Consider the following 23,743-nt stretch of genomic DNA (forward strand, 5'->3'; position numbering starts at 1 on the left):
CAAATTGGCCAATGGGGAATGGTCAATGGTCAATAGAACCCAATTGTGCAGGCTTTGAAATAAATAGCGAAGCTCAAAATTGAGACGCCCTTTCACCATTGACCATTCACCATTCACGATCAGTAGCCGGGGTTTTGCTTGTACAACCCTTTGGTAAATGTAATTTCCGACTGCGGTATTGGTAAATACTCATCCCGGCCGGCAGTAAATACAGCAGTAGCCAAAAATGTTCGCCTGCTTTTTTCAATGCTTATATAATCGTTCAGCACCTGTGCAGCGAGGCCCCAGCGAACCAGATCAAAGAAACGCTGGCCTTCTGTGGCGAACTCTAACCGCCGCTCCCACTGCAGCGCTGTACGGGCATACGCCTGTGTAAAGCCTATAGCCCCATACGGTTGAATATTATAGGTAGAAGCAAAGGTACCATCTGCCTTTTTCAACCTTCCTGTACTTGCTGCCGCGCGGGTCCTTATCTGGTTAATAAGCGGCAGGGCTTTGGCCGGCTGCCCCAGTTCAATATAGGCTTCTGCCTGCATTAATAAAACCTCGTCGTACCGCAGTAGATCATAATTCTTTGCAACGCCCATAAACGGACCATTTTTAAAATAAGAGGAACTGGTTGCCAATTGCTGGTTACGCATCGTATGAAAATAGCCATATACACCCGGGTCGCGTACCCAGCTATTGCTGAAGGGCTTTGTATTATCATATTTGTACACATGCCCGTCGATGCCTACTGTATGATCAATGCGCACATCAACCGTTGTGGTGCTTAAATTGGCTATGCTGTTGTTAAATGTAGTAAAATTAGGCAAACCAGATGCGTTGGTCGTGTAGGCATTCACGAGGTTCTGACTGGCCGCATGAAAACCGCAGCAACCGTATTGTGGTGCGCCATGCGGATAGTTCAACCCATCTTCATAATTCAACCGGCCCGAAGTAGTGCCATCGTTGATGGTGAACTGAATGGCGAAGACCGATTCCTTTCCATTCTCTGTTTCGGGTAAAAAATTATCGGCTATATCGGCGCTTAAGGCATACTTACCCGACGCAATAACCGACTGGCACAGGTCAACCACTTCCTGCAACCTCGATTGATTAATATTGATCACCTTATGGGTGGCATTCTGTTCGTAGGCCTGAAATAACCGCAGCTTTGCCAGGTAAGCCTGCGCCGCATATTTATTTGGCCGGCCGATCTGTGACTGGGTCTCGGGCAAATTATCCACGGCATATTGAAAATCAGCCGCGATCTTATTCCAGGAGTCTTCCCACGACAGATCGTTCGACACGGTTAATATATCTTCCGAAGTAGCGTTCTCATCAAAGATGGGAATGTTCTTATACAGGAGTTTCATGGTAAAATAACTATGCGCCCGTAAGAACTTTAATTCGGCCAGTCTTGACTTTTTATCCGGAAAGCTTGCATCTGAAATATTATTCACTGCCCGTAGCGCTACATTGGCGCGGGAAATGGATTTAAATAAATTTTTCCAGGTGCGTGAAATAAAAAAGTCCATCGTTGGCGTTACCAGGTTGTAATGTTCCATGGCATCTATTTCGCCTACATCGCCGGTACCACCGCCGCCTTTGTAGGCATCATCGCTGCGCACACTTCCGTACGCCCACATACTGTAGATGGGCCCGGTCATATCACCGTTACCTATGGCCGCGTACGCAGCCGTTACCAACCCTTCAACGGCTGTTGGCGAGGAAAGGGCCGTTGATGACAGTACGCCGGTTGGCGTGTATTCCAATTGTTTTTTACAGGAACCAAATACCAGTATGGCTGAAGATATTATGAGTGGGAGATATGCTTTTTTCATTTTGTTGCTGATTTTGACAGGTTATTAGAATGAGGCATTTACACCAAACGTGAAGGTTTTAGGCACCGGTATGGGATCCAGGTCAATCCTTTCCGGATCGGGACTTTGATATTGTTTGCTCTTGAACCAGAACAGGTTCTCGGCCATAGCATATACCCGCAACGCGGTAAAGATCATTCTGGGCTTTAAATTATACCCCAGCTGCATATTGCGCATCTTGAAATAGGAAGTGCTCACCATGAAGTAGTCGGAAGTACGTCCTTCGTTATTATTATCCTTAAGCGTTAAGGCCGGTATATTGGTATTGGTGTGTTGGGGCGTCCAGCCATTGAATACGCCGGGTCCTACGTTTTCGCGGCTCTTCATCAGGTTATTGTATAAAGTATATACATCAAACCCTTTTCTGCCTGCTACACCTGAGCCAAATATCGACAGATCGAATTTTTTGTAAGTGAGGTCAATGCGCAAACCATATTCCAGTTTAGGTAGTGTAGTGCCTATCCAATTACGGTCGAGGTCATTGATAACACCATCGTTATTGTCATCTACATACCGTATTCTGCCGGGGCCGGCGCCAATTTGCGTGGGGGCCTTATTCACTTCATCCTGCGATTGAAAAATGCCGTTTGTTTTATAGCCGAAAATATCGAACTGGGAATGGCCTATGATGGTATTCACCAGGTTGCCCGCATAGGCTGGGCGTACACTTTCGGGCAGCTCGGTTATTTTATCCCTGAAATGCGCGAAGTTCATTCGTACATCATAGCCAAAATCGCCTTTCTTTTCGCCCGCATAACCTACGACCAGCTCCCAGCCTTTATTGGTTTTGGAAGCACCGTTCACTGCTTTTTGCTGTCCTTCGCCCAACGCTGATGCTACCGGTGGAATAATGAGGATACCGGTTGTTTTACGCGAGAAATAATCGAACGATCCGTAGATCCGGTTCTTGAAGAGGGTGAAGTCTATACCGGTATTGATCTCATCGGTTGTTTCCCATTTAAGATCGGGGTTCGCGGCCTGCGTTTGTACAAACCCTGATGGCAATGTACCGGTGTTAGCGCCGGAAAGCGAATAGGCGGTGCCGATATTCATATACTGTTCCCAGAAGCCGGGCGTAAGCTGGTTCTGGTTGGTGCCATACCGGGTATCGAAAAGCCCAAAGCGGGCGAGGTCGCCGATCTGCTGGTTACCCACGCGGCCAACACCTGCTCTTAATTTTAGCTCAGAGAAAAGCTTTTGGAACTCCATAAAATTTTCCCTGTCTAACCGCCAGCCTACAGAAGCGGCGGGAAAAACACCATACCGGTTATTGGCGCCAAAACGCGATGAACCGTCACGCCGAACAGTGAGCGCGGCTAAGTATTTATCTGAAAAATTGTAGTCGAGACGGCCGAATACAGAGTACAGGCGATTACCGGTCGATCCGCCCGACACATAGGTATTACCCGTGCCGGCATTCAGCGTAAAATACTCCCGGGTTTGAATGGCAAAGCCTTCCTTTTTCGTATTCTGGAAATCAAGATTGGTATTGATGTACTCGGTACCTGCCAGGAATTTTAAACTGTGCTTTTCATTAATATTCCAGTTGTAGCGCACGGTATTAGAAAATGTATAACTCAAATACTTATTCTGATCTAATGTCAGGCTGTTGGTAGTTCTGTTAAAAGCGCCTTCGGTAAACGTTGGCAGAATGGTTTTGCTTAAATAGGTGTTGTAGTCTGCACCCAGTGTTGACCTGATGAACAGATTTTTGATGGGTTGAATTTCCGCGAAAACACTACCGAATGTACTCAGCCGGTTGGCATTATCCCACCTTGACAAATATTGCATGTGCAGCGGGTTATTGCGGTCTGAGTAACCACCGCCTGAGGCGCCGGCAAAGGTAACGCCGTCGTTTTGATATACCGGAATGGTAGGCGCCAGGGTAACTGCCAGGAATGTAGTGGCAGCGCCGCCAATATCACGTGTGGTAAGCAATTCGTTTGAATTGGCCACCCTTACATTAACACCAAACGTAACTTTATTGTCAAACGCTCTTGTTATGGCGTTGATGCCGCCGTACATACGCTCGTAGCCGGTATAGCGCAACATACCGGTATTCTTTAAATAACCCAGGTTCACCTCAAGTGATGAATTCTTATTGCCGGCAGTAACGGTTAAACTGTTATTGCTTACCAGGCCGGTCTTATACATCACATTCTGCCAGTTGGTATTTCCCACGGGTGTATTGGGATCGCCGCCCACAAAGGGTTTAACGGTTACGCCATTTAATACCGGGTTACTATAATCATTGTTCCAGTCAAAATTATATATTTCGCCATAGGCAGCAGCGGGGTCCTGTTTATCATTTACAGATGCCTGCCACAGGGCTTTGCCCCGGTCAACCGCATTCAGCATTTTGAATCGTACCGATCTTTCAGACTGGGCCGAAATACTGGAATTCAATTGAATATTCACTTTTCCATTGGTATTACCGCCATTTTTTGTGGTAACGATAATAACGCCATTGGATGCGCGCGAACCGTATACCGAGGCGGCAGAAGCGTCTTTTAACACCTGTACCGAAGCGATCACTGCCGGATCGAGGTTTTGAAACACTTCGGGCCTGGTGGTTGGTATACCGTCAATAATGTACAGCGGATCATTAGAGCCCAATGTGTTGGCGCCCCTGATGAGTATGCGGGAATTGGTGCCATTGGGTGCGCCGCCATTCTTTTCAATATACAAACCGGCCACGCGGCCCTGCAGGGCCTGCATCGTATTGCCGGAACTGTTATTCTTAACCGGCGTCATGTCTACTACGGCAACTGCACCGGTGAGGTCTTTTTTCCGTTGGGTTTGATACCCTATTACCACAAACTGCTCCAGTTCCTTTTCTCCTTCTTCCATATCAACCGACAGATCATGCATATTGCCGGGCACTTTGATGGTCACCGTTTTCATTCCAATAAATGAAATGGTAACCAAATCGCCTGCTGATGCTTCTATGATGAATTTTCCGTTTGAGTCGGTGACTACCATTTTATTATTGGCTGCCACGGTGGCTCCTGAAAGCGGCGTGCGGTTGGTCTTGTGCACAACCACTCCACTAATCGTTTTTTTCTGGGCAAAGACCATTACCGAAAACAGCAATCCGGCGATGATCATAAACAATCGTTGCATAGTGTTAATTTTGGTTTGAAAGATTTTTTATTTTGATCAGGAATGTATTACAGGCAGGTTCCCGGCCAATTGCATTACCTCAGCAATATCATATTCAGGACAGGCGCCTGGTTTTGAAGCAATGAGCGCGCCCATGGCACAGGCATAGTCGAGCATTTCAACGGGCGGCGACCGGTCGATCAGTTTCGACAACAGGGCAGCCAGGAAGGCGTCGCCGCTGCCCACCGTATCGGCTACCTGTACGCGGTAACCGGGGTGCTGATAAATAATTCCTTCCCGGTTCAGCAGGGCGCCATTCTCGCCCATAGTTACTACTATGGTTTCTATTCGGAAGCGGTCCTGCAGCAATTGTATTTTATCTGTTACTGTATGTGCAGCGGAATACCAGCCGGCGATCAGGTCCAGTTCGGCGCCATTCAGTTTTAAAATGTCTGCTTTGTGCAATAATTGTTCAACAACGCGGGGGCTGAAGTGCGGCGGCCGTATATTTATATCCAGTACTTTGTGTTTAGCTGATTCCAACAGTTTGAACAGTGTATTCCCTGAAGTATAATTGCGGCAGGCGAGGCTGCCAAAGATGAAGTAATCTGTTTCCTGCATCAGGGTGGTAAACCGGTCGTCCCAGGTTATAAAATCCCAGGCAGATGGATATACGATATCGTATTTCATTTCATGCAGCCCGTTTGGCTGGGCATAAACAATACCGGTAGCGTACGTTTTGTTTGTACTTACATAATCCCTATCAATACCCCATTGCGATAAAAGTTGTATGAGGGTGGAACCGTAATGATCACTTCCCACACTGGAGATCAAAGAAGGATTGCGGTTCAATTTATGTAAGTGATAAGCCACATTCATAGGCGCACCGCCCGGCAATTCACCGGCAGGCAAAACATCCCAAAGGATCTCGCCATAACAAACGCAGCTGACAGGCTTCCGTGAATTTTGAATACTCATAAGCTGAATTGTAATGATGATGAATAATAATTAATGGAGTGCCAGCGACCGTTCTATCTGTTCCAGTGATTTACCCTTTGTTTCGGGCATCAGTTTCCAAACAAACAGCAGTTGTATAACCATCATGATGCAGAAGAATAAAAAGGTATTACCGCCGCCCAGTTTTTCGGCCAGCATTGGAAAAGAAAAGGCAATGATGGCGGCCATGATCCAATGGGTAAAGCTGCCCAGTGTTTGTCCTTTTGCCCGCACCTGGTTGGGGAAGATCTCGGCCATAAACACCCAGATCACCGCACCCTGGCTGAAAGCGAAAAAAGCGATATATACGAGCAGGTAAACCGTAACAGCCCAGCCGCTGAAGTTGTGTGTGTAGAAAGCCTGGGCTACCAGTCCGAGTGTTGAGATTAAGCCAATTGAACCGATCAGCATCAATGTCTTTCTGCCAATTCTGTCAATAAAATTGATGGCAATAAGGGTAAAAATGAAGTTTACCACCCCAATGCCCACGGTTGAAAGCAGGGAGGATGTTCGGCCCAAACCGGTCATCTCAAAAATGCGGGGCGCATAATATATAATAGCATTGATGCCCGATACCTGGTTAAAAACGGCAAAGGCGACAGCGAGAAAAACCGGGAACCGGTATTTGCGCGAAAGCAACTGCACATTGGCCGAAGGGCCGTTCTGGTGCTGGCTGTTTTTGATATTTTCAATTTCCCCTTCGTAACCAAGCGGCATTACTACTTTTAATACAGCGGCCGCTTCTTCCAGTTTTCCTTTTCGCAAGATCAACCACCGGGGGCTTTCGGGCACCAGTTGAAGCAGTATCAGGAACAGCAAAGAGGGAAAAGCCTGTACCCCCAGCATCCAGCGCCAGGCAGTTTCCCCCTCCTGCCCTATCAGGTAATTGCTGAAATAAGACAATAAAATTCCCAACACGATATTGAACTGGAAGAGGGCCACCAGCCGGCCTCTTTTTTCAGCAGGAGCAATCTCGGAAATATAAACAGGGGCAGTTACTGAAGAAGCGCCAACACCCAAACCACCGAAAAAGCGAAAGAACAAAAAGACATACCAGTTGGTTGAAAAGGCGGTTCCCAGGGAAGAAACCAGGTACATGGCAGCTATAATTAGTAAAGTATTTCTTCGGCCCAACCGTTCGCAGGGAATGCTGCCAACCAGGGAACCAATAACAGTACCGATCAAAGCAATGGAAACCGTGAGGCCGTGTTCAACAGCATTAAGGGACCAGTAAGCCTGGATAGATTGCTCGGCCCCCGAAATAACGGCCGTATCAAACCCAAACAGAAACCCGCCAAGCGCCACAACAATACTCCACAACAAAACTTTTCTTTTGTTCATACGACAAGCAATTTTATGTAAACATATCGCACGGCGCCCCCGATAGGGTAGCAGTCCTGTTTCAAAGATTTATTTAGCAGAAAATATGGCACTTAACATTTAAATCGTTAAATTTCAATAGAGAACAAATTCGAATTACTGCACATTTGTTGATTGTTTATAGATTTTGTACCACCGTTTTTAGAAAATGTTACATGAATGGGGTTACTGGTATTTCGCAAAAAATGCAAACCGTTTTATGATTACCTATATTTATATAAGCGACGATTTTTTTGATTTTTATTGCCGGCCATTAATATGAAACGATCATTTACGAATTGCCTGTCATTACGATTGCTCCGTTTGTTCATTGCGGGCATGTTATTGCTTTTTCTTTTTTGTGCCTGTACCGGTCAAAAAAAGGAGGCTGCTTATACCATCGGGTTTTCGCAATGTGTGGAATCTGACGCCTGGCGCAAGACCATGCTCGAAGGCATGAAAAGAGAGCTGACCTTTCACCCCAATATCAATTTTATTTACAGGCAGGCTGATGGCAATAGCCAGAAACAGGTGAGCCAGGTAAAGGAGCTGCTGCAAAAAAAGATCGACCTGCTTATTATTTCTCCCAACGAAGCTGATCCGTTAACGCCCGTGGTAGAAGAAGCCTTTTCGAAAGGCATTCCTGTAATTGTTGTAGACCGGAAAATTTCCACCCCGCTTTATACAGCCTATGTAGGCGGCGACAATTACGCCATAGGTAAAATGGCCGGTGAGTACGCCCTGCACTGGCTAAATGGCAAGGGAAAGATCATTGAAATTACAGGGCTGCCCAAATCATCGCCGGCCATGGAACGGCATAAAGGCTTTACCGATGCATTAAAGAACTATCCGGCCATACAGATCATACACCAGGTTAATGGCGAATGGTTGAACCAGACGGCCAAAAAAGAGTTTGCAGCAATTGCCCCACAGTATCCTGATGTTAACCTGGTATTTGCACATAATGATATGATGGCCCATGGCGTATATGAAGTATATAAGAACAGTTCGCACCCGCAACCGGCTATTATTGGCGTAGACGGCCTTCCCAATGCCGGCATGCAATTTATTGCCGGCAAAGAAATTACCGCCACCATGCTGTACCCCACCGGCGGCGAAGAAGCCATCAGGATAGCATTAAAGGTCCTGAACAAACAGGATTATGTAAAAGAGAACCTGCTTCAAACCACGGTCATTGATTCAACCAACGTGCGTATAATGGAGCTGCAGGCAGCCAAGGCCATCAGCCAGCAACAACAAATAGAACGGCAGCTGGGAATGCTGAAAGAGCAGCAAAGGATCTATAACAACCAGCGCACGTTTGTGTATATACTGGTTACCTCGCTGGTGCTATCGCTTCTACTGGGCTCACTGGCTTTTTATTCCCTGCGCGAAAACCGCAAGATCAATAGCAAGCTGCACCGGAAAAACCAGGAGATCCTCGAACACCAGGCGCAATTGGTAGAAATGTCGGCCAAAGCAAAAGCCGCCAACGAAGCCAAGGTCAACTTCTTTACCAATATCTCGCACGAGTTCAGGACCCCGTTAACACTTATACTGGGGCCGCTGGAAGAATTACTGGGTAGCACCAGGAACCAGTACAACCTCAGCCAAACGCTTACCTTAATTCAAAAGAATGTATTACGCCTGTTACGGCTGGTGAACCAACTGATCGATTTCAGAAAAATAGAAGTAGATAAAATGCGCATAAAGGCTTCGGAGAACGATCTGATCATTTTTGTTGCCGACATTATACAATCGTACAAAAGCATTGCGCAAAAAAGGAATATTGATCTCCGGCTGATCACCAAAGAAAGACAACTGCCCGTTTGGATGGACGTGAACATGCTCGATAAAGTGATCTTTAACCTGCTGTCAAATGCTTTCAAGTTTACCAAAGACAATGGCTATATACATATTTATATCAGCAGGAACGACAACAATGCGATCATCCGCATTGAAGACAATGGCGTTGGCATGGGGGCCGATGCCGTTGCCCATGCATTTGATGTATTTTACCAGGGTGAGTATGAAAATTACAAGGGATCGGGGCTGGGGTTGGCGCTGTCAAAAGAACTGATCACGTTGCATAAAGGCACCATCACCGTATTGAGTGAGAAATGGAAAGGCACCTGCTTTGAAATTAACCTGCCGTTGGGCACAGCCCACTTACTGCCCAATGAAATGGCGCCGGAACAGCAACAGGAAACCAAACAGGCTGTTCTATACGAGCACGAGAAAATATTTACTGCCGACCTGAAGAATGAAACAGTTGAAAAGCCCGAAACATCGGTAGCGCCATCAGAAAAAGAATATTCCATCCTCGTTATAGAAGACAATGCCGACCTGCGACAATTCCTGGTCAATAAATTAAACACCCAATACGAGATACTGGAAGCCGATAACGGGCAAACTGCCCTGCAACAGGCATTCGACGTTATTCCTGACCTCATCATCTGTGATGTGGTGATCCCCGGTAAAGACGGTATGGCGCTGACTTCCATTTTTAAAAATGACTTTCGCACTTCGCATATTCCTGTTGTTTTGTTGACGGCCAAAACAGCCATAGAGCAACAAATAGAAGGCATGAAGAACATGGCCGACGCCTATATTACCAAACCATTCAACATTACATTTCTGTTGCAAACCATACAAAGCCTGTTGGGTAACCGGGCGCGGTTAAAAGAACATTTTACGAGCGGGGTACCTACCGGTTTAAAAACCCAAACCATTGGAAAACCCGACCGTAAATTCATCAATGACTTTTCGGCCCTGGTAGAAAGCAATTTGTCGAACGAAGAATTGACGGTAGAAGTGATCTGCAAACAGATGGGCATGTCAAGGGTTCAACTATACAGGAAGGTAAAAGCGCTCATGAATAGTAACGTAAATGATTATATTCTGAATACAAGACTGCAAAAGGCAAAATATCTTTTAAAGAATGAGCCCTATTCCATCGGTGAAATAGCCAGCAAAACGGGTTTTTCTTCATCGGCCTATTTCTCCAGTGTGTTTAAAACCAAAACAGGGCTCTCGCCCAAGGAATACCGGGAAAAATGACGGGGGGTGTGTGACGGTTATTGAATACCGATGAGGCCATGGTTTATTATAGCAAGTTCAAAGCCAATCCAAGATCAGCATCGGCTCCCGGACTTATCGAGATACTGCAACGCACTATTACTTTTATGCAAAGAAGAGAAGCGGGCGTAAAAAGCGGTTATTCGGGCAATTTGCCCGAGAAAATTGCTGTTTCCAAACAATAAGTTTCGCTTTACTACATTATAAGAGCATTCGCCAGCGGCGGATGCTTTTTTGTTTTAGGACCCCGGGATTGCATTTTTCGGTCAATTGCCGTAACTTTTTCGCCGGCTTTGTTACTAATGTTACAGGTTTTTAAAACCACCAACAATCACCAACCCTTTAAATCAAACGAAAATGGGATTATTTGATTTTGTCAGAAACGAATTTTTAGAGGTCATCGACTGGGTCGATAACACTACAGATACCGTTATTTACAAATTTCCCGATAAGGGAAACAAGATTATGAACGGCGCTAAATTAACCGTTCGCGAATCCCAGGTAGCCGTTTTGATGCATGAAGGTTCGTTTGGCGATGTATACAGCCCCGGCATGTACGACCTAACCACGCCCAACATGCCGGTCACTACCACGCTTCAATCGTGGAAATATCTTTTCGATGATCCTTTCAAGGTTGACGTTTTTTTCGTTAGCACCAAACAATTCACCAGCCTGAAATGGGGCACTACCAATCCCGTTATTATTCGCGATCCCGAATTCAAACAGGTTCGTGTAAGGGCATTTGGTACGTATACCATGCGGGTAACGGATCCCCAAAAATTCATCAAGGAATTTTCCGGCACCAACAGCCGGGTAAAAATAGATACGGTTTGTGAACAGCTGCGCAATGCCATCGTAAGCAAGCTGGCTGAAGGACTGGCAGAAGCCAAAATTTCAGTACTTGATCTGGCAGCCAACTTTACAGAACTGGGCGATAAATTAAGACCCATATTCCAGGCAGAATTTGACGTTTGGGGTATTGAACTGGGCCGGTTTTATATTGATGGCGTAAGCCTGCCTGAAGAAGTGGAACGCATGCTCGACAAGACCACTCAAATGAGCATGCTCTCTGATAAAATGACCCAGTTCAACCAACTGCAGAGTGGCATTGCTTTGGAAAAAATGGCCGATAATCCCGGTACCGGAGATACTGCGGGTATTGGTGCAGGTCTTTTATTGACCAATATGATGCAACAGCAACAGCCGCAAAATAACGCCGGTTCCACCCCTGCTGTCAATAATCAACAACAAATGCTCGACCTGTTGAAACAACTGGGTGAGCTGAAAGCATCCGGCATTATAACCGAAGAAGAATTCAATAAAAAGAAAGCCGATATCCTGAGCAAGCTCTAAAAGAACCCCGATACCCCCAGCTATGGAAAAAACATCCACTGATTCCCTGTTGCTGTTCCCCTGCCCGGGATGCAATGCACAATTACATTTTAAACCCGGTAACCAGCAACTGAATTGCCAGTATTGCGGTACCAATGTACAGATAGATAATACAACAGCACCGTTACAGGAATTTGATCTGCAACCTCTGCTATCAGTAGCCGAAGACACTGCCGCCACCACTGAACAAATAACACACAAGTGTACCCGTTGTGGCTCCCAGTCAACAGTCTCTGCCGATACAGCCACTTTTGTATGTGCGTATTGTAAATTCGAGGTGGTAAACCCGAACGCTTATAAAACCCGCAATATTCAGCCGTCGGCCCTCGTTCCATTTAAAATTGGTAAGGAAAAAGCACTATCCCTTTTTAAAGAATGGGTAGTCCTGGGCAGCTTTACGCCCAAAGATGTGGGCAAGGTTGACCTGCAGGAAAACATCCGGGGCGTTTATTTGCCTTTCTGGACCTATGACGCCAGAACCACTTCCAGATGGCGCGGTGAGGCTGGCCGCTATTATTATGTAACGGTAGAAGATACAGATTCCAACGGTAAAAAAACCACGCGCCGGGAGCAAAGAACGGAATGGCTATCGCGTAGCGGTACTTTTGAGCATTCCTTCGACGATGTACTGGTATGCGGTACCAGCAACGTGCCGTCAAATACAATTGGAGCCATTTTGCCTTTTGAACTCAAAGGGCTGGTTAACTTCAATGAAAGTTATCTCTCCGGTTTTGAAGCCGATGTATATAATGTTTCAGCGAAAGACGGCTATGCAAAAGCTAAAAGTTTAATGGAAAGAGAGATCTACCATGCATGCGCCAGTGATTGCGAAATAGACACCTATCGCGATCTCGATATTGATACCAGCATCAGCGACAAAACCTATAAACATATACTGTTACCAATTTACTTTTGCACGTACGTGTATAAGGACAAGACCTACCCTTTCATGATCAATGGCCAAACAGGTAGAATAAAGGGTCAAAGACCGGAAGGAAGAACAGGCGCCGTGAAAATCACTTTAATAATACTTGGCATTATACTTATTCTTTATATACTTAGCAGGGTATTTCCAACCCACTAACTGAAACATACCCTCAGGAAATAAAATCAGAACCCCGTCCCGACAGCTATCAGGACGGGGTTTTGTATTATTCAGTATATTGGACATCATTTAACGAGATTGCCAATGAAATTTTCTGAACTAATGCTGCTGTTACTGCTATGTTGCAGCAGTTATGCATTGAAAGCCACTAACGACCGTTCCTGCATAACCGATACCGGTATCGTAGCTGATGGCGCTACGCCCCGCCTGGTAGCCCGGAATTTTTCCTTTACCGAAGGCCCGGCTACTGATAAGAAAGGAAATATCTTTTTTACCGATCAGCCCAATAATAAGATCTGGAAATTCGGAACCGATGGCCAGCTTTCCCTTTTTATGGACAGCGCCGGCAGATCGAACGGGTTGTATTTTGATAAGAAAGGCAACCTGCTTTCGTGTGCCGACGAGCAAAACCAGCTTTGGTCAATCAACAGGCAAAAAAAGATAACAGTTCTGATAAATGACCTCGATGGCAAAAAACTGAATGGCCCCAATGACCTGTGGGTGGCTCCCCGTGGTGATATTTATTTTACTGATCCCTATTACCAACGCAAGTGGTGGACAAGAACAAAACCCGAAATAGACAAAGAAAAAGTGTATGTGCTGATGCGTGGCAGCAAGACGCCGGTAGCGGTGGTAGATAGCCTGCAACGCCCCAATGGCATTGTAGGTACACCTGATGGGAAATACCTGTATGTAGCAGATATTAAAGGGAACAAGGTCTATAAGTACACGATCAATAAAGACGGCTCTTTAAGTAATGCGCAGCTCTTTGTTAATATGGGCTCCGATGGTATGACGCTCGATAACCAGGGCAATTTATATCTTACCGGCAGGGGTGTTACTGTTTTCAACAGCAATGGTCAGCAGATCGCACACATTGATATTCCTGAAAAATGGACTGCCAACGTTGCCTTTGGCGGAATGCACCGGAACATTTTATTTATCACCGCTTCAGAGGCGGTTTATGTGTTGGAGATGAAGGTAAGGGGGATTGAATAGCGTTACAAATACCGCAACCACTTCTTTTCTTTATGTTTCTCCTTATATTGGCCGTACCATTTGCAAAGCGGGTACATGATCAATACAATGCAAGCCCATACCCAATAGATTGCCCAGAGTGGTAACCCACTACCCGATTTTGGCCGGCCAAAATTAAAACCGAATACCATGTCACGGCTTTTAAATCCCTGCATAAAGATCATTACAAAAACAAGCGGGTGTATGATGTACCAATGCACCAGAAAATAAAACAGCGGCACTTTACCATACACACTAACGTATTCAGTGAACCTGTTTTTTATTCCCTGCACGGCAGCCAGTATCAGGAACATAATACCTAAGAACAGCAAACAGAATTGCAGTGAAGGTGGGTACTTGGTAACGTTGATAAAGGAAAGAAATGTAAACAACCCATTTTTCTGATGCGACCAGGGAACCGGATCTCCGTATACATTGACGAACCGGAGCAAAACAAACAAACCTACAGCTGTTAATCCTGCTTTCACCAAAAGGGACCGTTGCCGCGGTATATCGGGCCCGAAATACTTTCCTGCTGCAAAACCAACCAGCATGATCCCCAACCAGGGAATGGGCGGATAACTCATAAAGAACAACCTGCCTCCTCCCAATGGATACACGCCGGGAGCAAATAAGGGCATCAATATTTTCTTTACCAGGGATGTTTCTGCAAAGGGCGCCAACGGCGCCAGGTTATGCAGGCATATGATGGAAATACCAATAATGCCGGTCACATTCGTTCTTACACGTAACAACAAACTCAATATTATAAACCCCACACCAATGGTGGCGATCACTTCAAAAATAAAGAGCCCAAAATGCACATCAAACCATAATCCGAAATTCACCAGTGTAAATTCAAGCACGATCAGCCAAATGCCTCTTGTTAACAGGAACTTTCCTGTTGCGGAAATATCATTCTTACCTTTCATGGAAAGAAAAGCAGCTGCACCTGACAGAAAAACAAAAACCGGTGCGCAGAGATACGTTACCCATCGCGTGAAAAACAAGACTGGTGTAGTGGTATTCAGGTTCGTTGGCAGCTGCGTAATAGAAGTGGTATGCATCAGGTCACGAACATGGTCAAGGGCCATAATGATCATTACCAGCCCCCGCATGAAATCAATCGATTGAATTCTTTTCATGGATGGTCAGTTTCTTATTATATATCCCAATTTATTACCTGCCGCTGAAACAAAGAGCCCCTTTTCGACGATCGGCTAACAGGCCTGGTATCGGTAGTTTACCTGCATTTTCAGCAGGTTTGTCGAAAAAGCCCCGAAACAGGCGCCTGCAGGCGGTGCCGGGGTAATAAAAACGTTTATTAATATGTAAGTTTGTTACCGGGACCATCAGCACCCGGTTTATGTATTCAATTAACAAAGAGCTCCTTTTCAATATTATTTTCTGGCTGCTCTATTTCATTTATGAGTGGCTGGGGCTTGCCGCACTTTCGGGCCAGTATGGTTTATATTTTATGAACGCCGTCATGGCATTGCCGCTTTCACTTCTTATATCTTACCTCACTGTTCACATCTTTGTAAAGAAGTTCTATCACAAAGGAGAAAAATTAAAATTCTGGGTATGCCAGATCACAGTTTCCATCATATTCCTCTTAATAAGACGATACATAAATTACTATATAATTTATCCGCTCTACGCTCCTTTTGCGCAGCAAATTCCATTATTTTCTTTCGGTAAGCTGATTGTTGAACTGGTGAACCTGTATGCCATAGTGGGCGTTTATGCATTGTTCTATTTTGTGCGGTCGTTGTATGAAGAGCAACAACGGGTGCAGCACCTGGTGCAGGAAAAAACTGTTGCTGAACTGGAGTTATTGAAATCGCAGGTACAGCCGCATTTTATTTTTAATGCGCTGAATAATATTTACTCAACGGCACTTGCTAAAAGTCCGGAAACAGCCAAACAGATCGCCCATTTATCCGATTTCCTGAATTATAATCTGCACGAATCAAAACAGGATCCGGTTTCCCTGGCCGCTGAAATTGTATACATAAAGAATTACATCGAATTGCAGAAAAGCAGGTATGAAAACAAGCTGGATGCATCGGTAAATATTTATGACGAAATAAGCGACCTGTATATTGCGCCCCTGCTGTTATTGCCGCTTGTTGAAAACAGTTTTAAACATGGTATCGAAAATTCCATTAAACCGGGCTGGATAAGGGTGGATGTATCGAGGCAGGATGATAATTTCTCCATTAAAGTAGAGAACAGCCGGGAAGAAAAAATGCCGCAGGCCCCTGTGAAAAACGGCGGTATTGGTTTAAAAAACGTACAAAAGCGGTTACAATTGATCTATCCCAATAAACATGAATTCAGGATCATTGAGGAACCTCATTCGTGGTTAGTGGTATTAAAAATAACAATTGAACGATGACAAAATGCATTATCGTAGATGATGAGCGGCCTGCAAGGGACCTGATACGGCTTCACCTTTCGGGCCTGCAGGATTTTGAATTGCTGGAAACATTCGATAATGCACTGGATGCTTTTAACTTTCTGCAAAGATCAACTGTGGACCTGATATTTTTAGACATCCAGATGCCCCAGGTATCTGGCCTGGAACTCATAAAATCATTAAAGATCTGCCCAAAGATCATACTCACCACGGCTTTCAGGGAGCATGCCGCTGAGGCGTTTGACCTGGATGTATTGGATTACCTGATAAAACCGGTAATCCGCGAACGTTTTATGAAAGCCATCTCAAAATTCACTTACTACAATAATACAATTCCGGAACAAACAAGAATTCCCAGCAGTTTCGATAATGCGTATATCTTTTTAAAAACGGGGAAAGAACAAACCAGGGTCTTTCTTAAAGACATTCTTTATATAGAAGGTTATAAGGATTATATAAAAGTGCATACCCCCAACAGGGTGTTCGTTGCTTTTGAAAGATTAAGCTATATGGAAGAAAAGCTACCCGAAAATAAATTCGCCAGAATTCATAAATCGTACATAGTTTCGCTCGACGGCATAACCCAATACAATGCCGGGGAAATAAAAATTGCAGAAACTTCCCTGGCCATCGGGCGTATATTTAAGAACAATTTTTTAAAGAAGATACAGGGGTATAAGCGCGGTTAACGGATGCAGCTTGTTTCCTGTACAAATATTTCGATCCGCTTCAGGTGAATTTTAATATTCTGATCATCGCCCGTTCATATTCTTATTTCATTCATTGTTTACTCAACAAAGTTCCATTATGATCTATCACCATAGCAGGCCTGCGCAGGCTGATATGAGTGGGTAATTCCTCGAATTGATAAATTTCGTTTTCACCGGCGGCTGATAAATTAGCCATTTCCACCCGGCCCAGATCAACGCCGTAAGAATGTTCGCCCAACAGGTTATACATAGCGTCATAAGCCAGGAGCAAAAATTGACGGTTGTTTTCTTCGGTGCACAGGGGGTGGTAGATTATAATATCTGTATCGGCAGGTTCGTCACTGGCAAAAGAAAAACTGAACTCGCTGGGATGGATACCTGCTTTCTCAATAGGCTTTTCCAACATAAAATCAACCGGCATGGGTTCTTCCAGGGAAATGATCGTCCAACCGGGTATTTCAGGTGCTTTGGCTACGAATGCTTCCACTTTCTCAAAAAACATCGCCCTGCCATTTACAGTGACGGTTAATTTCGCGACTCCATTATCAGGCAATGTTATACTGAACCCAAAGTATCTGAAACATACCCGTAAATGCGCCGTCAATTCATTCATCCAGTAACCAGCTTCTTTTTTCGTCTTTTTCTTCAGTTCCAGGTATTCTTTATTATTACGTTTGAACCATTCCCAGAAATGGCTCTTTGGTAACTTGCTCATACAACTCGTTTGTAATTAATCAAAAAGGAAAGGTGCCCCGGTTTACCCCGGGACACCTTCCTGGTAAACACCTTACAAAGATACTACCAATATTCCTTCATTTCCCGGAACATCAGTGGCTATGGCTTTGATCTTGCTACCAGCCAGTCCGTTGTTTACCTGCGTGGCGGTGTAGGTGAAATCAACACCATTGAAGCTAAGTTCAGCATTACCTTCTTCCAGTAGCTTGCCATCGGCAGCATATATTTCTACCCGTACACTCACTACGCGGAAATCATCAATTGCCAGGCCAACGATTTTGTCGCCGGCTTTGCCTTTGTAATTACGCGTATTGATGTTTTTAATAACAGGCGGAGATATATAATCTTCCAATGCCCTGCTATACACGTTTTGCCTGGGTTTCAGCACAGCTGCATAAGCTTCCGCCATGCTTCTGTCCGGATTTCGAATAATTCCCCGTGCATATCGTGATGCGATCAGGAATTTTTCCTGTGTTTCGGCCTGTTCAGGTGTTGGTTTCCCTTTCCTGCGTTTAGGCGCTTTAGCAACTACTGTTTTACCATCCCACTCGCGAAAAACGAGTTCTTTTCCGAGTGTTCCGCTGAATTTGCCTGTTACCAGACTATTGTTTGAATGTGCCATGATTATTAAATTTAAAAAGTGATTGAATAATGATACCGTATCAACCGCCGCCAGGGAGAGGGCTAACAGGTTCGCTCTTCCTGTTATCCCTGAGCGAAACTCCGTTGGCTGCGACTGATGACACAAATGTATATCAGTGATCAACGCACATTTTCAAAAATGTGACGATGTTTTGGTATTGATGTGACGGTCTTCGCTTATTGATGTGACGTTTGGTAATTTCTCCTCGAAAGCAGTTCGTTTTTAGGGACGGGAGTAGGAAAACGGTGTGACGAACTGTAGCTGTCGTGGGATGTTTGGTAGTGCTTCGTCAATTCGTCCTCTTAGCCTCCTCGAAATCACATTTATTCTCCTTATGTGAAACCTCGAATTTACCTCGCGTTGACCTCAAAATCCGAGGACCTGCCCCCGGCTTCTCCTCTTTGGGTCCCCGGAATCCGAGGAAGCAAAGAGGACCCATAGTGAAAAAGCTGTGGTATCATCAAGGTGTCATCGAGTTAGCATCCGGGCTACAATCCAGACCAGGCGTACATCTTACACATCCAAGTATATATAATCTTTGAAGCATTTTCTTTACATTGTAATCATTTCTAACGCTAACTTTATTCACTATGTCGAAGCCTTTTTTTGTGTGGAAAAATAAAGTATTGAAGAGTGTGAGCCCTGAAGATGTGATGTGCCTTGAAACAGAAGGGAATTATACCAAGATCATTCTTTCAAATAAAAGTTATTACCACGTGCGTTCGAGCTTATCGGCTGCATTAAAAAAACTTCCTCCCGACATGTTCATCAAAACACATCGCTCGTATGCAGCTTCCATTCATTTTATTGATGACGTAGCCAGAGATCATTTAGTAGTTGGCGGGGAATCAATTCCCATTTCCCGGCAATATTACAAGCCCGTGATCAGGCAGTTGAATATTATTGAGTGAGGAGATAAAGCCAGGAATTTTGAAAAAGGATTAATATTATTACCTTTATATTTTATCCTGTACTTACCTCTTGAGTATTAAACAAAAGTGCCCCAACCAAAGTATTTGACATTCCTTTATTTATTGATATGCTGGTTCTTTGAATGATTTCATTCAATGCCAGGTAAAAAGATATTAATCCAGGCATTTCCAAGGCAGGGTATTTATTCAATTTAAAAGTTCGACAATGGTTTCTATTCATTTAAGTCAATTAAAACTTTATAAAAAATTATTAGAAAAAGTCACCAATGATCCTGTAGCAGGAGTTTTAAATGGATTAATAATTTCACTTTCCGGCGATGCCCATGAATTATTGGGTTTCATCCGAAATAAATTTCCGTCATACACAGGACACGACCTGCAACATTCCTGGCGAATCATTAAACGCCTGGAAGACGTAATTTCAGAAGAAGCAATTGAAAATTTAACTCCTATTGAAATATTTTCCCTGATAATAGCTGCCGCATTTCATGATGTCGGTATGATAGCAGACGGGCTATCGCAAGATGAATTACGAAAGAAGCACCACATAAAATCGGATGATTTTTTAAATGAATTTCTAACTCATCGGATGGCAAATATCAGCGAATATCTCAATAGATTGACTCCCTGTATTGGATTTATTGCCAGATCTCATGGAATGACATGGGAAGAAATGACCTCGCATGAATTTTTTCGCAGAACTGAAAGAATTTTTGAACAACAATTAAGGGTCAGGGTACTTTCTATTTTATTACGTATTGGGGACCTGCTTGATCTGGATTCCGACAGAAGTTGTGATCCATTAAGAAGATATGCTCCATCCTACTTTCAGGATAGAACATCGGATATACATCACAATCGACATAAAAATGTCGCCCATTTGCTCCTCACGCCAGAAAATATAGAAATTGAAGTCATTTCACACACAAAAGAAGAGCATACCATCTGGACTGAATGGCTAGGGTACCTAAAGCAAGATATTCTACATGCCAACACATATGTATTTAAAGGGGAATTAAATAAATTCCAGCTACCAAAAGTAATTGATAAAATTATCCGTGACGAAAAAGCAACTTATGAATTATGGCCGTTAAGATTTGAAATTGACGAAAAAGGAAAAATCTGGGATGTAATTTCTCAATCCATCTATACAAGCAAATTTGATTTTTTACGAGAATTAATACAAAACAGCATAGATGCCTGTTTGAGGTGGATATATATTCATCCTGATGGCAATGTTAGTGGCTGCAATCCTAAATTCTGGCAGTTGCAAGATTATGAACCACATGTCTGTATCTCTTTTTCTGAGTTAAAAAATGAGTTAGTGGTTTCAGATAATGGAGTTGGAATGGATAAATATGCATTAAAACATTTCCTTTTTAATGTGGCTAGTTCGGGATACAAAAAAGAAGCAGAAAACAGAAACATTCCATTTCCTTCGATCGCAAAGTTTGGAATCGGTTTTGTTTCATGCCTTGTTAGAGCCGATAAAATTATAGTCAAAACCCAGTCCCGGGAAAATAATAAAGAAGGCGGCAGGGATGTGACTTTAAAAACAGAAGCGTTGGATGCATACTCCGAAATAGTTGATTGTGCGTTTGGGACACAAGTGAAATTGTATTTGAAGAAATCAACCACATATAATGACATACTAAATTATATCTATAAAAATTATTACAGCCCTTCTGTAAAAATTTTCATTTATAATGAAGACTATCTGAAGAAATTAATTGAAATATTGAATACCATTTCATTTAAGGGAAAATCATATGACCTTAAGTACTATCAAAAACCTGAAAACATTGAAAAGCTTATACAAAATACTGATTATAAGGAATTGGAGGATATGCTAAAATCTAGAAAATCCGAAAATTTAAATAATTTGAATAAAATATTCAACTTTTATGGATATATAAAACCGATCACAGAACCAATCAAAACCAGACTTATGAATCCAGTCTTTTTACGCCTGGATAATAATTTTGAGATAGCGGGATCTTCCCCAAATCTTATTGGAAAGAGTAACAAAAATCAAGTATCATTACTATTTATACCTGTCTTTTTTCAGGACAATGAACTTGGTATCGAATGGAATTCCATACATATCTTTATCATTAATCGAAAATCACATGAAAAAACACTTTTTCGCTATATCACTTCGGCTGACAGGGAAAATGATAGCATTCTGATCTTAACCAGAAGTGAATATGAAGATGAGGCCGAACAGATCCAGGAAGATTATGATGATAATGAAAGTGAAGCCTACCTCGATTTTGGCCATGAAGATACCACTGAATATACTCTTCCTTTTAACCAGCCCCCAAAAAATAAACGAAAACCCGATGTTTTCAAAATTGATTCAAATATTGAAAGAATATCCGAGAAACTTCATGGGATTGTCACTTCCGAATCTGATGGCGAATCCGAAAAACCTTACGATTTTGTACCTGGTTTCAAACAAAATGAAGAAAATAAACAAAAGGCAAGTAACTATGTTTCACGAACAGACAAAATAATTGGGGACATAGACAACATGTTTAGAAATTTACTGACAGGAGATGTTTTCCAGGATGGGATAAAATTACCCATAAAAGCCAGTTCTATAGCCCCTATTGGAGCAACACATGCCAGATGTTGTTTATTTGGTAATTCGCGCTTTGATTTAAACGTGACCCGCAATTTTATCAATGAGTCGCACGCATTGCTTGGCAACTGGATGTCAGCTGCGGGAAAAAAAATACAAAAAAAGATTCTCTCCAAAGTGAATTCTGTCTTTGAGATGAATGATATAAAATATTCTCCACGCGATTTCATAATGGAAAAAAGCTACCCTGATCCGGATATCATTCATGAATATTCAACAATATTGCTTAAGTCAATTTTGGAAAAGTTTTAATTCAGTTTGCATTTGCATACGCACCAATTACATTTCAGGCTTTTATTATAGCATTTCATTCATCCGTTTCAAGCCAGAAAACACAGGCCAATTAGTTTCGCAGCATTAATACTACAAACATGCTACGAAAATTGAATCTCCTTTTTTCTGCCACCCTGTTTTTCGCAATACTGTTTTTGAATAGTTGTAAAAAGGAAAGCCCCGGTATACAATCACCAGAAGAACCCGTAACGCCTTTTCCCACTGCAATAGGAAAACCAGTTGGCAACGCATCCATAAAAGAAATAGGCGCAGGCGGCGGCTCAATTACTTCGCCCGACGGCAGGATCACGGTAGCTATTCCTGCCGGTGCTTTAAGCAATAATACTTCTATTACCATTCAACCCATAGAAAACACTACCCCATTAGGCATTGGGTTGTCATACGACTTTCTTCCCAACGGACAACAGTTTGCAAAACCTGTCACCGTAACACTTCATTATACCAATGAAGAGCTGGCTGGCACCTCTGCCGCCCTGCTTGAGTTTGGAACGCAGAACGCTCAAAATGTATGGCAGGGATCAGGCAATTTGCAGGTGAATACTACCGCTCAAACTGTTTCTGCTACCATCAAACATTTCAGCCGGTGGTCATTTTACGCCACTTTCAAACTATTACCCAGCGAAAAAACATTGCTGGTAAATCAAACTGCTTTATTACAGGTAATGAAGCTGCCTTACAGCGAAGACCCCGACCCCAACAATGTGCAGGAACTCCTTCACGTACTTGGCGAGCCAACAATTGTGGCCGCAGACAAGGTAAGTAACTGGACTGTGAACGCACAGGCAAGCGCTGCCGGAAACAGTAATGGGTGGTTAACAGGTTCAGCAACCAATGAAAAACAATACCATGCACCGGCCAACGTGCCAGCCAACAATCCCGTAGCAGTAAGCGCCAACATTAATACCGGCAAAGGCACTATAACCCTGGTTTCGAACATCACCGTACAAAAAGAAACGTCGTTTGAATTTAGCTGTGATGGGCAAAGCTATAAGAATCTCGAAGGAACTGTAAGTGCCTCTACAACTGCAGGAACATTTTATCTTTTTATGCTATCAAAAGAAATCACCGGCGATAAAGTGCCCAGTCTTGTATTGACCATGGGCGAAGGATTTAAAGGAGCGGGCAGTTATTCTTTTGGCGAGAAGAACCTGGTGGCCTGTACGGTTACAACCTCTCCTTATGAATGGAAGACAGAATACTTTGAAGAAGGCACTGTGATGCCCCGCTTTGGAAATGGAACAGTGAATATTACAACCTGGGGCAAGGTGGGTGAATTAGTGACCGGGACTATTTCAGGCACCCTGCATTATCAAAAAACAGTTGGCAATATCACCGAACACAGAACAGCTGCCGTAAACGCCCAATTCTCCTATATCAGGAATGAGTAAAGGAATGCATGGGTAACTAACAAAAAGAATTATATTTACTTTCTGTTATTAAACCCTGCAA

The 23,743-nt window shown here is 43.6% G+C and carries 17 protein-coding genes; 10 read left to right on the forward strand and 7 right to left on the reverse strand.

The window, feature by feature from the left end; translation table 11 throughout:
- Positions 1-119: 119 nt before the first annotated feature.
- From A3860_RS18395 to A3860_RS18410, 4 genes are read right to left on the reverse strand one after another with little or no spacing between them, the layout of a single operon-like run.
- On the reverse strand, positions 120-1,826 hold the full coding sequence (locus A3860_RS18395; RefSeq protein WP_081148248.1) for a RagB/SusD family nutrient uptake outer membrane protein: 1,707 nt from the start codon (positions 1,824-1,826) through the stop codon (positions 120-122).
- A 24-nt stretch (positions 1,827-1,850) separates the two neighbouring features.
- Complete coding sequence (locus tag A3860_RS18400; protein WP_081148250.1) at positions 1,851-4,988, reverse strand: SusC/RagA family TonB-linked outer membrane protein; 3,138 nt, start codon at positions 4,986-4,988, stop codon at positions 1,851-1,853.
- 36 nt (positions 4,989-5,024) lie between these two features.
- Positions 5,025-5,945: a carbohydrate kinase family protein gene (locus A3860_RS18405; protein ID WP_081148252.1), complete on the reverse strand. Its 921-nt coding sequence runs from the start codon at positions 5,943-5,945 to the stop codon at positions 5,025-5,027.
- 30 nt (positions 5,946-5,975) lie between these two features.
- The gene (locus tag A3860_RS18410; protein ID WP_081148254.1) at positions 5,976-7,304 is read right to left on the reverse strand and encodes a sugar porter family MFS transporter; all 1,329 of its coding nucleotides are present in this window, start codon (positions 7,302-7,304) and stop codon (positions 5,976-5,978) included.
- A 297-nt stretch (positions 7,305-7,601) separates the two neighbouring features.
- Here A3860_RS18410 and A3860_RS18415 point away from each other — a divergent pair, with 297 nt between their 5' ends.
- The 5 genes from A3860_RS18415 to A3860_RS18435 all read left to right on the forward strand — a co-directional run bounded on the left by A3860_RS18415 (position 7,602) and on the right by A3860_RS18435 (position 13,896).
- Complete coding sequence (locus tag A3860_RS18415; protein ID WP_245843569.1) at positions 7,602-10,382, forward strand: hybrid sensor histidine kinase/response regulator transcription factor; 2,781 nt, start codon at positions 7,602-7,604, stop codon at positions 10,380-10,382.
- Between the two features lie 38 nt (positions 10,383-10,420).
- Positions 10,421-10,585 carry a hypothetical protein gene (locus A3860_RS41145; protein WP_158085302.1) on the forward strand — a complete coding sequence of 55 codons (165 nt, stop codon included), beginning with the start codon at positions 10,421-10,423 and terminating at the stop codon, positions 10,583-10,585.
- 172 nt (positions 10,586-10,757) lie between these two features.
- Entirely contained in the window at positions 10,758-11,753 is a 996-nt protein-coding gene (locus tag A3860_RS18425; RefSeq protein WP_081148258.1) for an SPFH domain-containing protein, read from the forward strand.
- 22 nt (positions 11,754-11,775) lie between these two features.
- Positions 11,776-12,876 (forward strand): hypothetical protein, encoded by a 1,101-nt coding sequence (locus tag A3860_RS18430; RefSeq protein WP_081148260.1) that lies wholly within the window; start codon positions 11,776-11,778, stop codon positions 12,874-12,876.
- 105 nt (positions 12,877-12,981) lie between these two features.
- Positions 12,982-13,896 (forward strand): SMP-30/gluconolactonase/LRE family protein, encoded by a 915-nt coding sequence (locus tag A3860_RS18435; protein ID WP_081148262.1) that lies wholly within the window; start codon positions 12,982-12,984, stop codon positions 13,894-13,896.
- A 2-nt stretch (positions 13,897-13,898) separates the two neighbouring features.
- Here A3860_RS18435 and A3860_RS18440 read toward each other — a convergent pair whose 3' ends face one another.
- The gene (locus A3860_RS18440) at positions 13,899-15,059 is read right to left on the reverse strand and encodes a DUF1624 domain-containing protein (RefSeq protein ID WP_081148264.1); all 1,161 of its coding nucleotides are present in this window, start codon (positions 15,057-15,059) and stop codon (positions 13,899-13,901) included.
- 221 nt (positions 15,060-15,280) lie between these two features.
- On the opposite strand from A3860_RS18440, the gene A3860_RS18445 reads away from it, so the two are divergent.
- Positions 15,281-16,315 carry a sensor histidine kinase gene (locus A3860_RS18445; protein ID WP_081148266.1) on the forward strand — a complete coding sequence of 345 codons (1,035 nt, stop codon included), beginning with the start codon at positions 15,281-15,283 and terminating at the stop codon, positions 16,313-16,315.
- Positions 16,312-17,025, forward strand: a complete 714-nt coding sequence (locus A3860_RS18450; RefSeq protein ID WP_081148268.1) for a LytR/AlgR family response regulator transcription factor — start codon at positions 16,312-16,314, stop codon at positions 17,023-17,025. The genes A3860_RS18445 and A3860_RS18450 overlap by 4 nt, the downstream gene beginning before the upstream one ends.
- Before the next feature lie 91 nt (positions 17,026-17,116).
- On the opposite strand, the gene A3860_RS18455 is transcribed toward A3860_RS18450, so the two are convergent.
- Together A3860_RS18455 and A3860_RS18460 are read right to left on the reverse strand one after the other, a co-directional pair.
- The gene (locus tag A3860_RS18455; protein WP_081148270.1) at positions 17,117-17,761 is read right to left on the reverse strand and encodes a hypothetical protein; all 645 of its coding nucleotides are present in this window, start codon (positions 17,759-17,761) and stop codon (positions 17,117-17,119) included.
- Between the two features lie 72 nt (positions 17,762-17,833).
- A complete protein-coding gene (locus tag A3860_RS18460; RefSeq protein WP_081148272.1) occupies positions 17,834-18,403 on the reverse strand; it encodes a hypothetical protein in 570 nt (189 codons plus the stop codon).
- Positions 18,404-19,014: 611 nt separating this feature from the next.
- Here A3860_RS18460 and A3860_RS18465 point away from each other — a divergent pair.
- From A3860_RS18465 to A3860_RS18475, 3 genes are all read left to right on the forward strand, one after another.
- Complete coding sequence (locus A3860_RS18465; protein WP_081148275.1) at positions 19,015-19,335, forward strand: LytR/AlgR family response regulator transcription factor; 321 nt, start codon at positions 19,015-19,017, stop codon at positions 19,333-19,335.
- A gap of 226 nt (positions 19,336-19,561) precedes the next feature.
- Positions 19,562-22,252: an HD domain-containing protein gene (locus tag A3860_RS18470; protein ID WP_081148277.1), complete on the forward strand. Its 2,691-nt coding sequence runs from the start codon at positions 19,562-19,564 to the stop codon at positions 22,250-22,252.
- Positions 22,253-22,371: 119 nt separating this feature from the next.
- A complete protein-coding gene (locus A3860_RS18475; protein WP_081148278.1) occupies positions 22,372-23,682 on the forward strand; it encodes a hypothetical protein in 1,311 nt (436 codons plus the stop codon).
- Positions 23,683-23,743: the final 61 nt, after the last annotated feature.

It is taken from the genome of Niastella vici (genome assembly GCF_002077945.1).
Classification (GTDB): domain Bacteria; phylum Bacteroidota; class Bacteroidia; order Chitinophagales; family Chitinophagaceae; genus Niastella; species Niastella vici.

What these genes read in the sequence shown, in the direction of transcription:
- A3860_RS41145 (WP_158085302.1), top strand. Translation starts at nt 10,421, where the DNA reads ATGGTTTATTATAGCAAGTTCAAAGCCAATCCAAGATCAGCATCGGCT.
- A3860_RS18440 (WP_081148264.1), bottom strand. Translation starts at nt 15,059, where the DNA reads ATGAAAAGAATTCAATCGATTGATTTCATGCGGGGGCTGGTAATGATC.
- A3860_RS18435 (WP_081148262.1), top strand. Translation starts at nt 12,982, where the DNA reads ATGAAATTTTCTGAACTAATGCTGCTGTTACTGCTATGTTGCAGCAGT.
- A3860_RS18395 (WP_081148248.1), bottom strand. Translation starts at nt 1,826, where the DNA reads ATGAAAAAAGCATATCTCCCACTCATAATATCTTCAGCCATACTGGTA.
- A3860_RS18465 (WP_081148275.1), top strand. Translation starts at nt 19,015, where the DNA reads ATGTCGAAGCCTTTTTTTGTGTGGAAAAATAAAGTATTGAAGAGTGTG.
- A3860_RS18405 (WP_081148252.1), bottom strand. Translation starts at nt 5,945, where the DNA reads ATGAGTATTCAAAATTCACGGAAGCCTGTCAGCTGCGTTTGTTATGGC.
- A3860_RS18470 (WP_081148277.1), top strand. Translation starts at nt 19,562, where the DNA reads ATGGTTTCTATTCATTTAAGTCAATTAAAACTTTATAAAAAATTATTA.
- A3860_RS18430 (WP_081148260.1), top strand. Translation starts at nt 11,776, where the DNA reads ATGGAAAAAACATCCACTGATTCCCTGTTGCTGTTCCCCTGCCCGGGA.
- A3860_RS18400 (WP_081148250.1), bottom strand. Translation starts at nt 4,988, where the DNA reads ATGCAACGATTGTTTATGATCATCGCCGGATTGCTGTTTTCGGTAATG.
- A3860_RS18425 (WP_081148258.1), top strand. Translation starts at nt 10,758, where the DNA reads ATGGGATTATTTGATTTTGTCAGAAACGAATTTTTAGAGGTCATCGAC.
- A3860_RS18460 (WP_081148272.1), bottom strand. Translation starts at nt 18,403, where the DNA reads ATGGCACATTCAAACAATAGTCTGGTAACAGGCAAATTCAGCGGAACA.
- A3860_RS18475 (WP_081148278.1), top strand. Translation starts at nt 22,372, where the DNA reads ATGCTACGAAAATTGAATCTCCTTTTTTCTGCCACCCTGTTTTTCGCA.
- A3860_RS18415 (WP_245843569.1), top strand. Translation starts at nt 7,602, where the DNA reads ATGAAACGATCATTTACGAATTGCCTGTCATTACGATTGCTCCGTTTG.
- A3860_RS18450 (WP_081148268.1), top strand. Translation starts at nt 16,312, where the DNA reads ATGACAAAATGCATTATCGTAGATGATGAGCGGCCTGCAAGGGACCTG.
- A3860_RS18445 (WP_081148266.1), top strand. Translation starts at nt 15,281, where the DNA reads ATGTATTCAATTAACAAAGAGCTCCTTTTCAATATTATTTTCTGGCTG.
- A3860_RS18455 (WP_081148270.1), bottom strand. Translation starts at nt 17,761, where the DNA reads ATGAGCAAGTTACCAAAGAGCCATTTCTGGGAATGGTTCAAACGTAAT.
- A3860_RS18410 (WP_081148254.1), bottom strand. Translation starts at nt 7,304, where the DNA reads ATGAACAAAAGAAAAGTTTTGTTGTGGAGTATTGTTGTGGCGCTTGGC.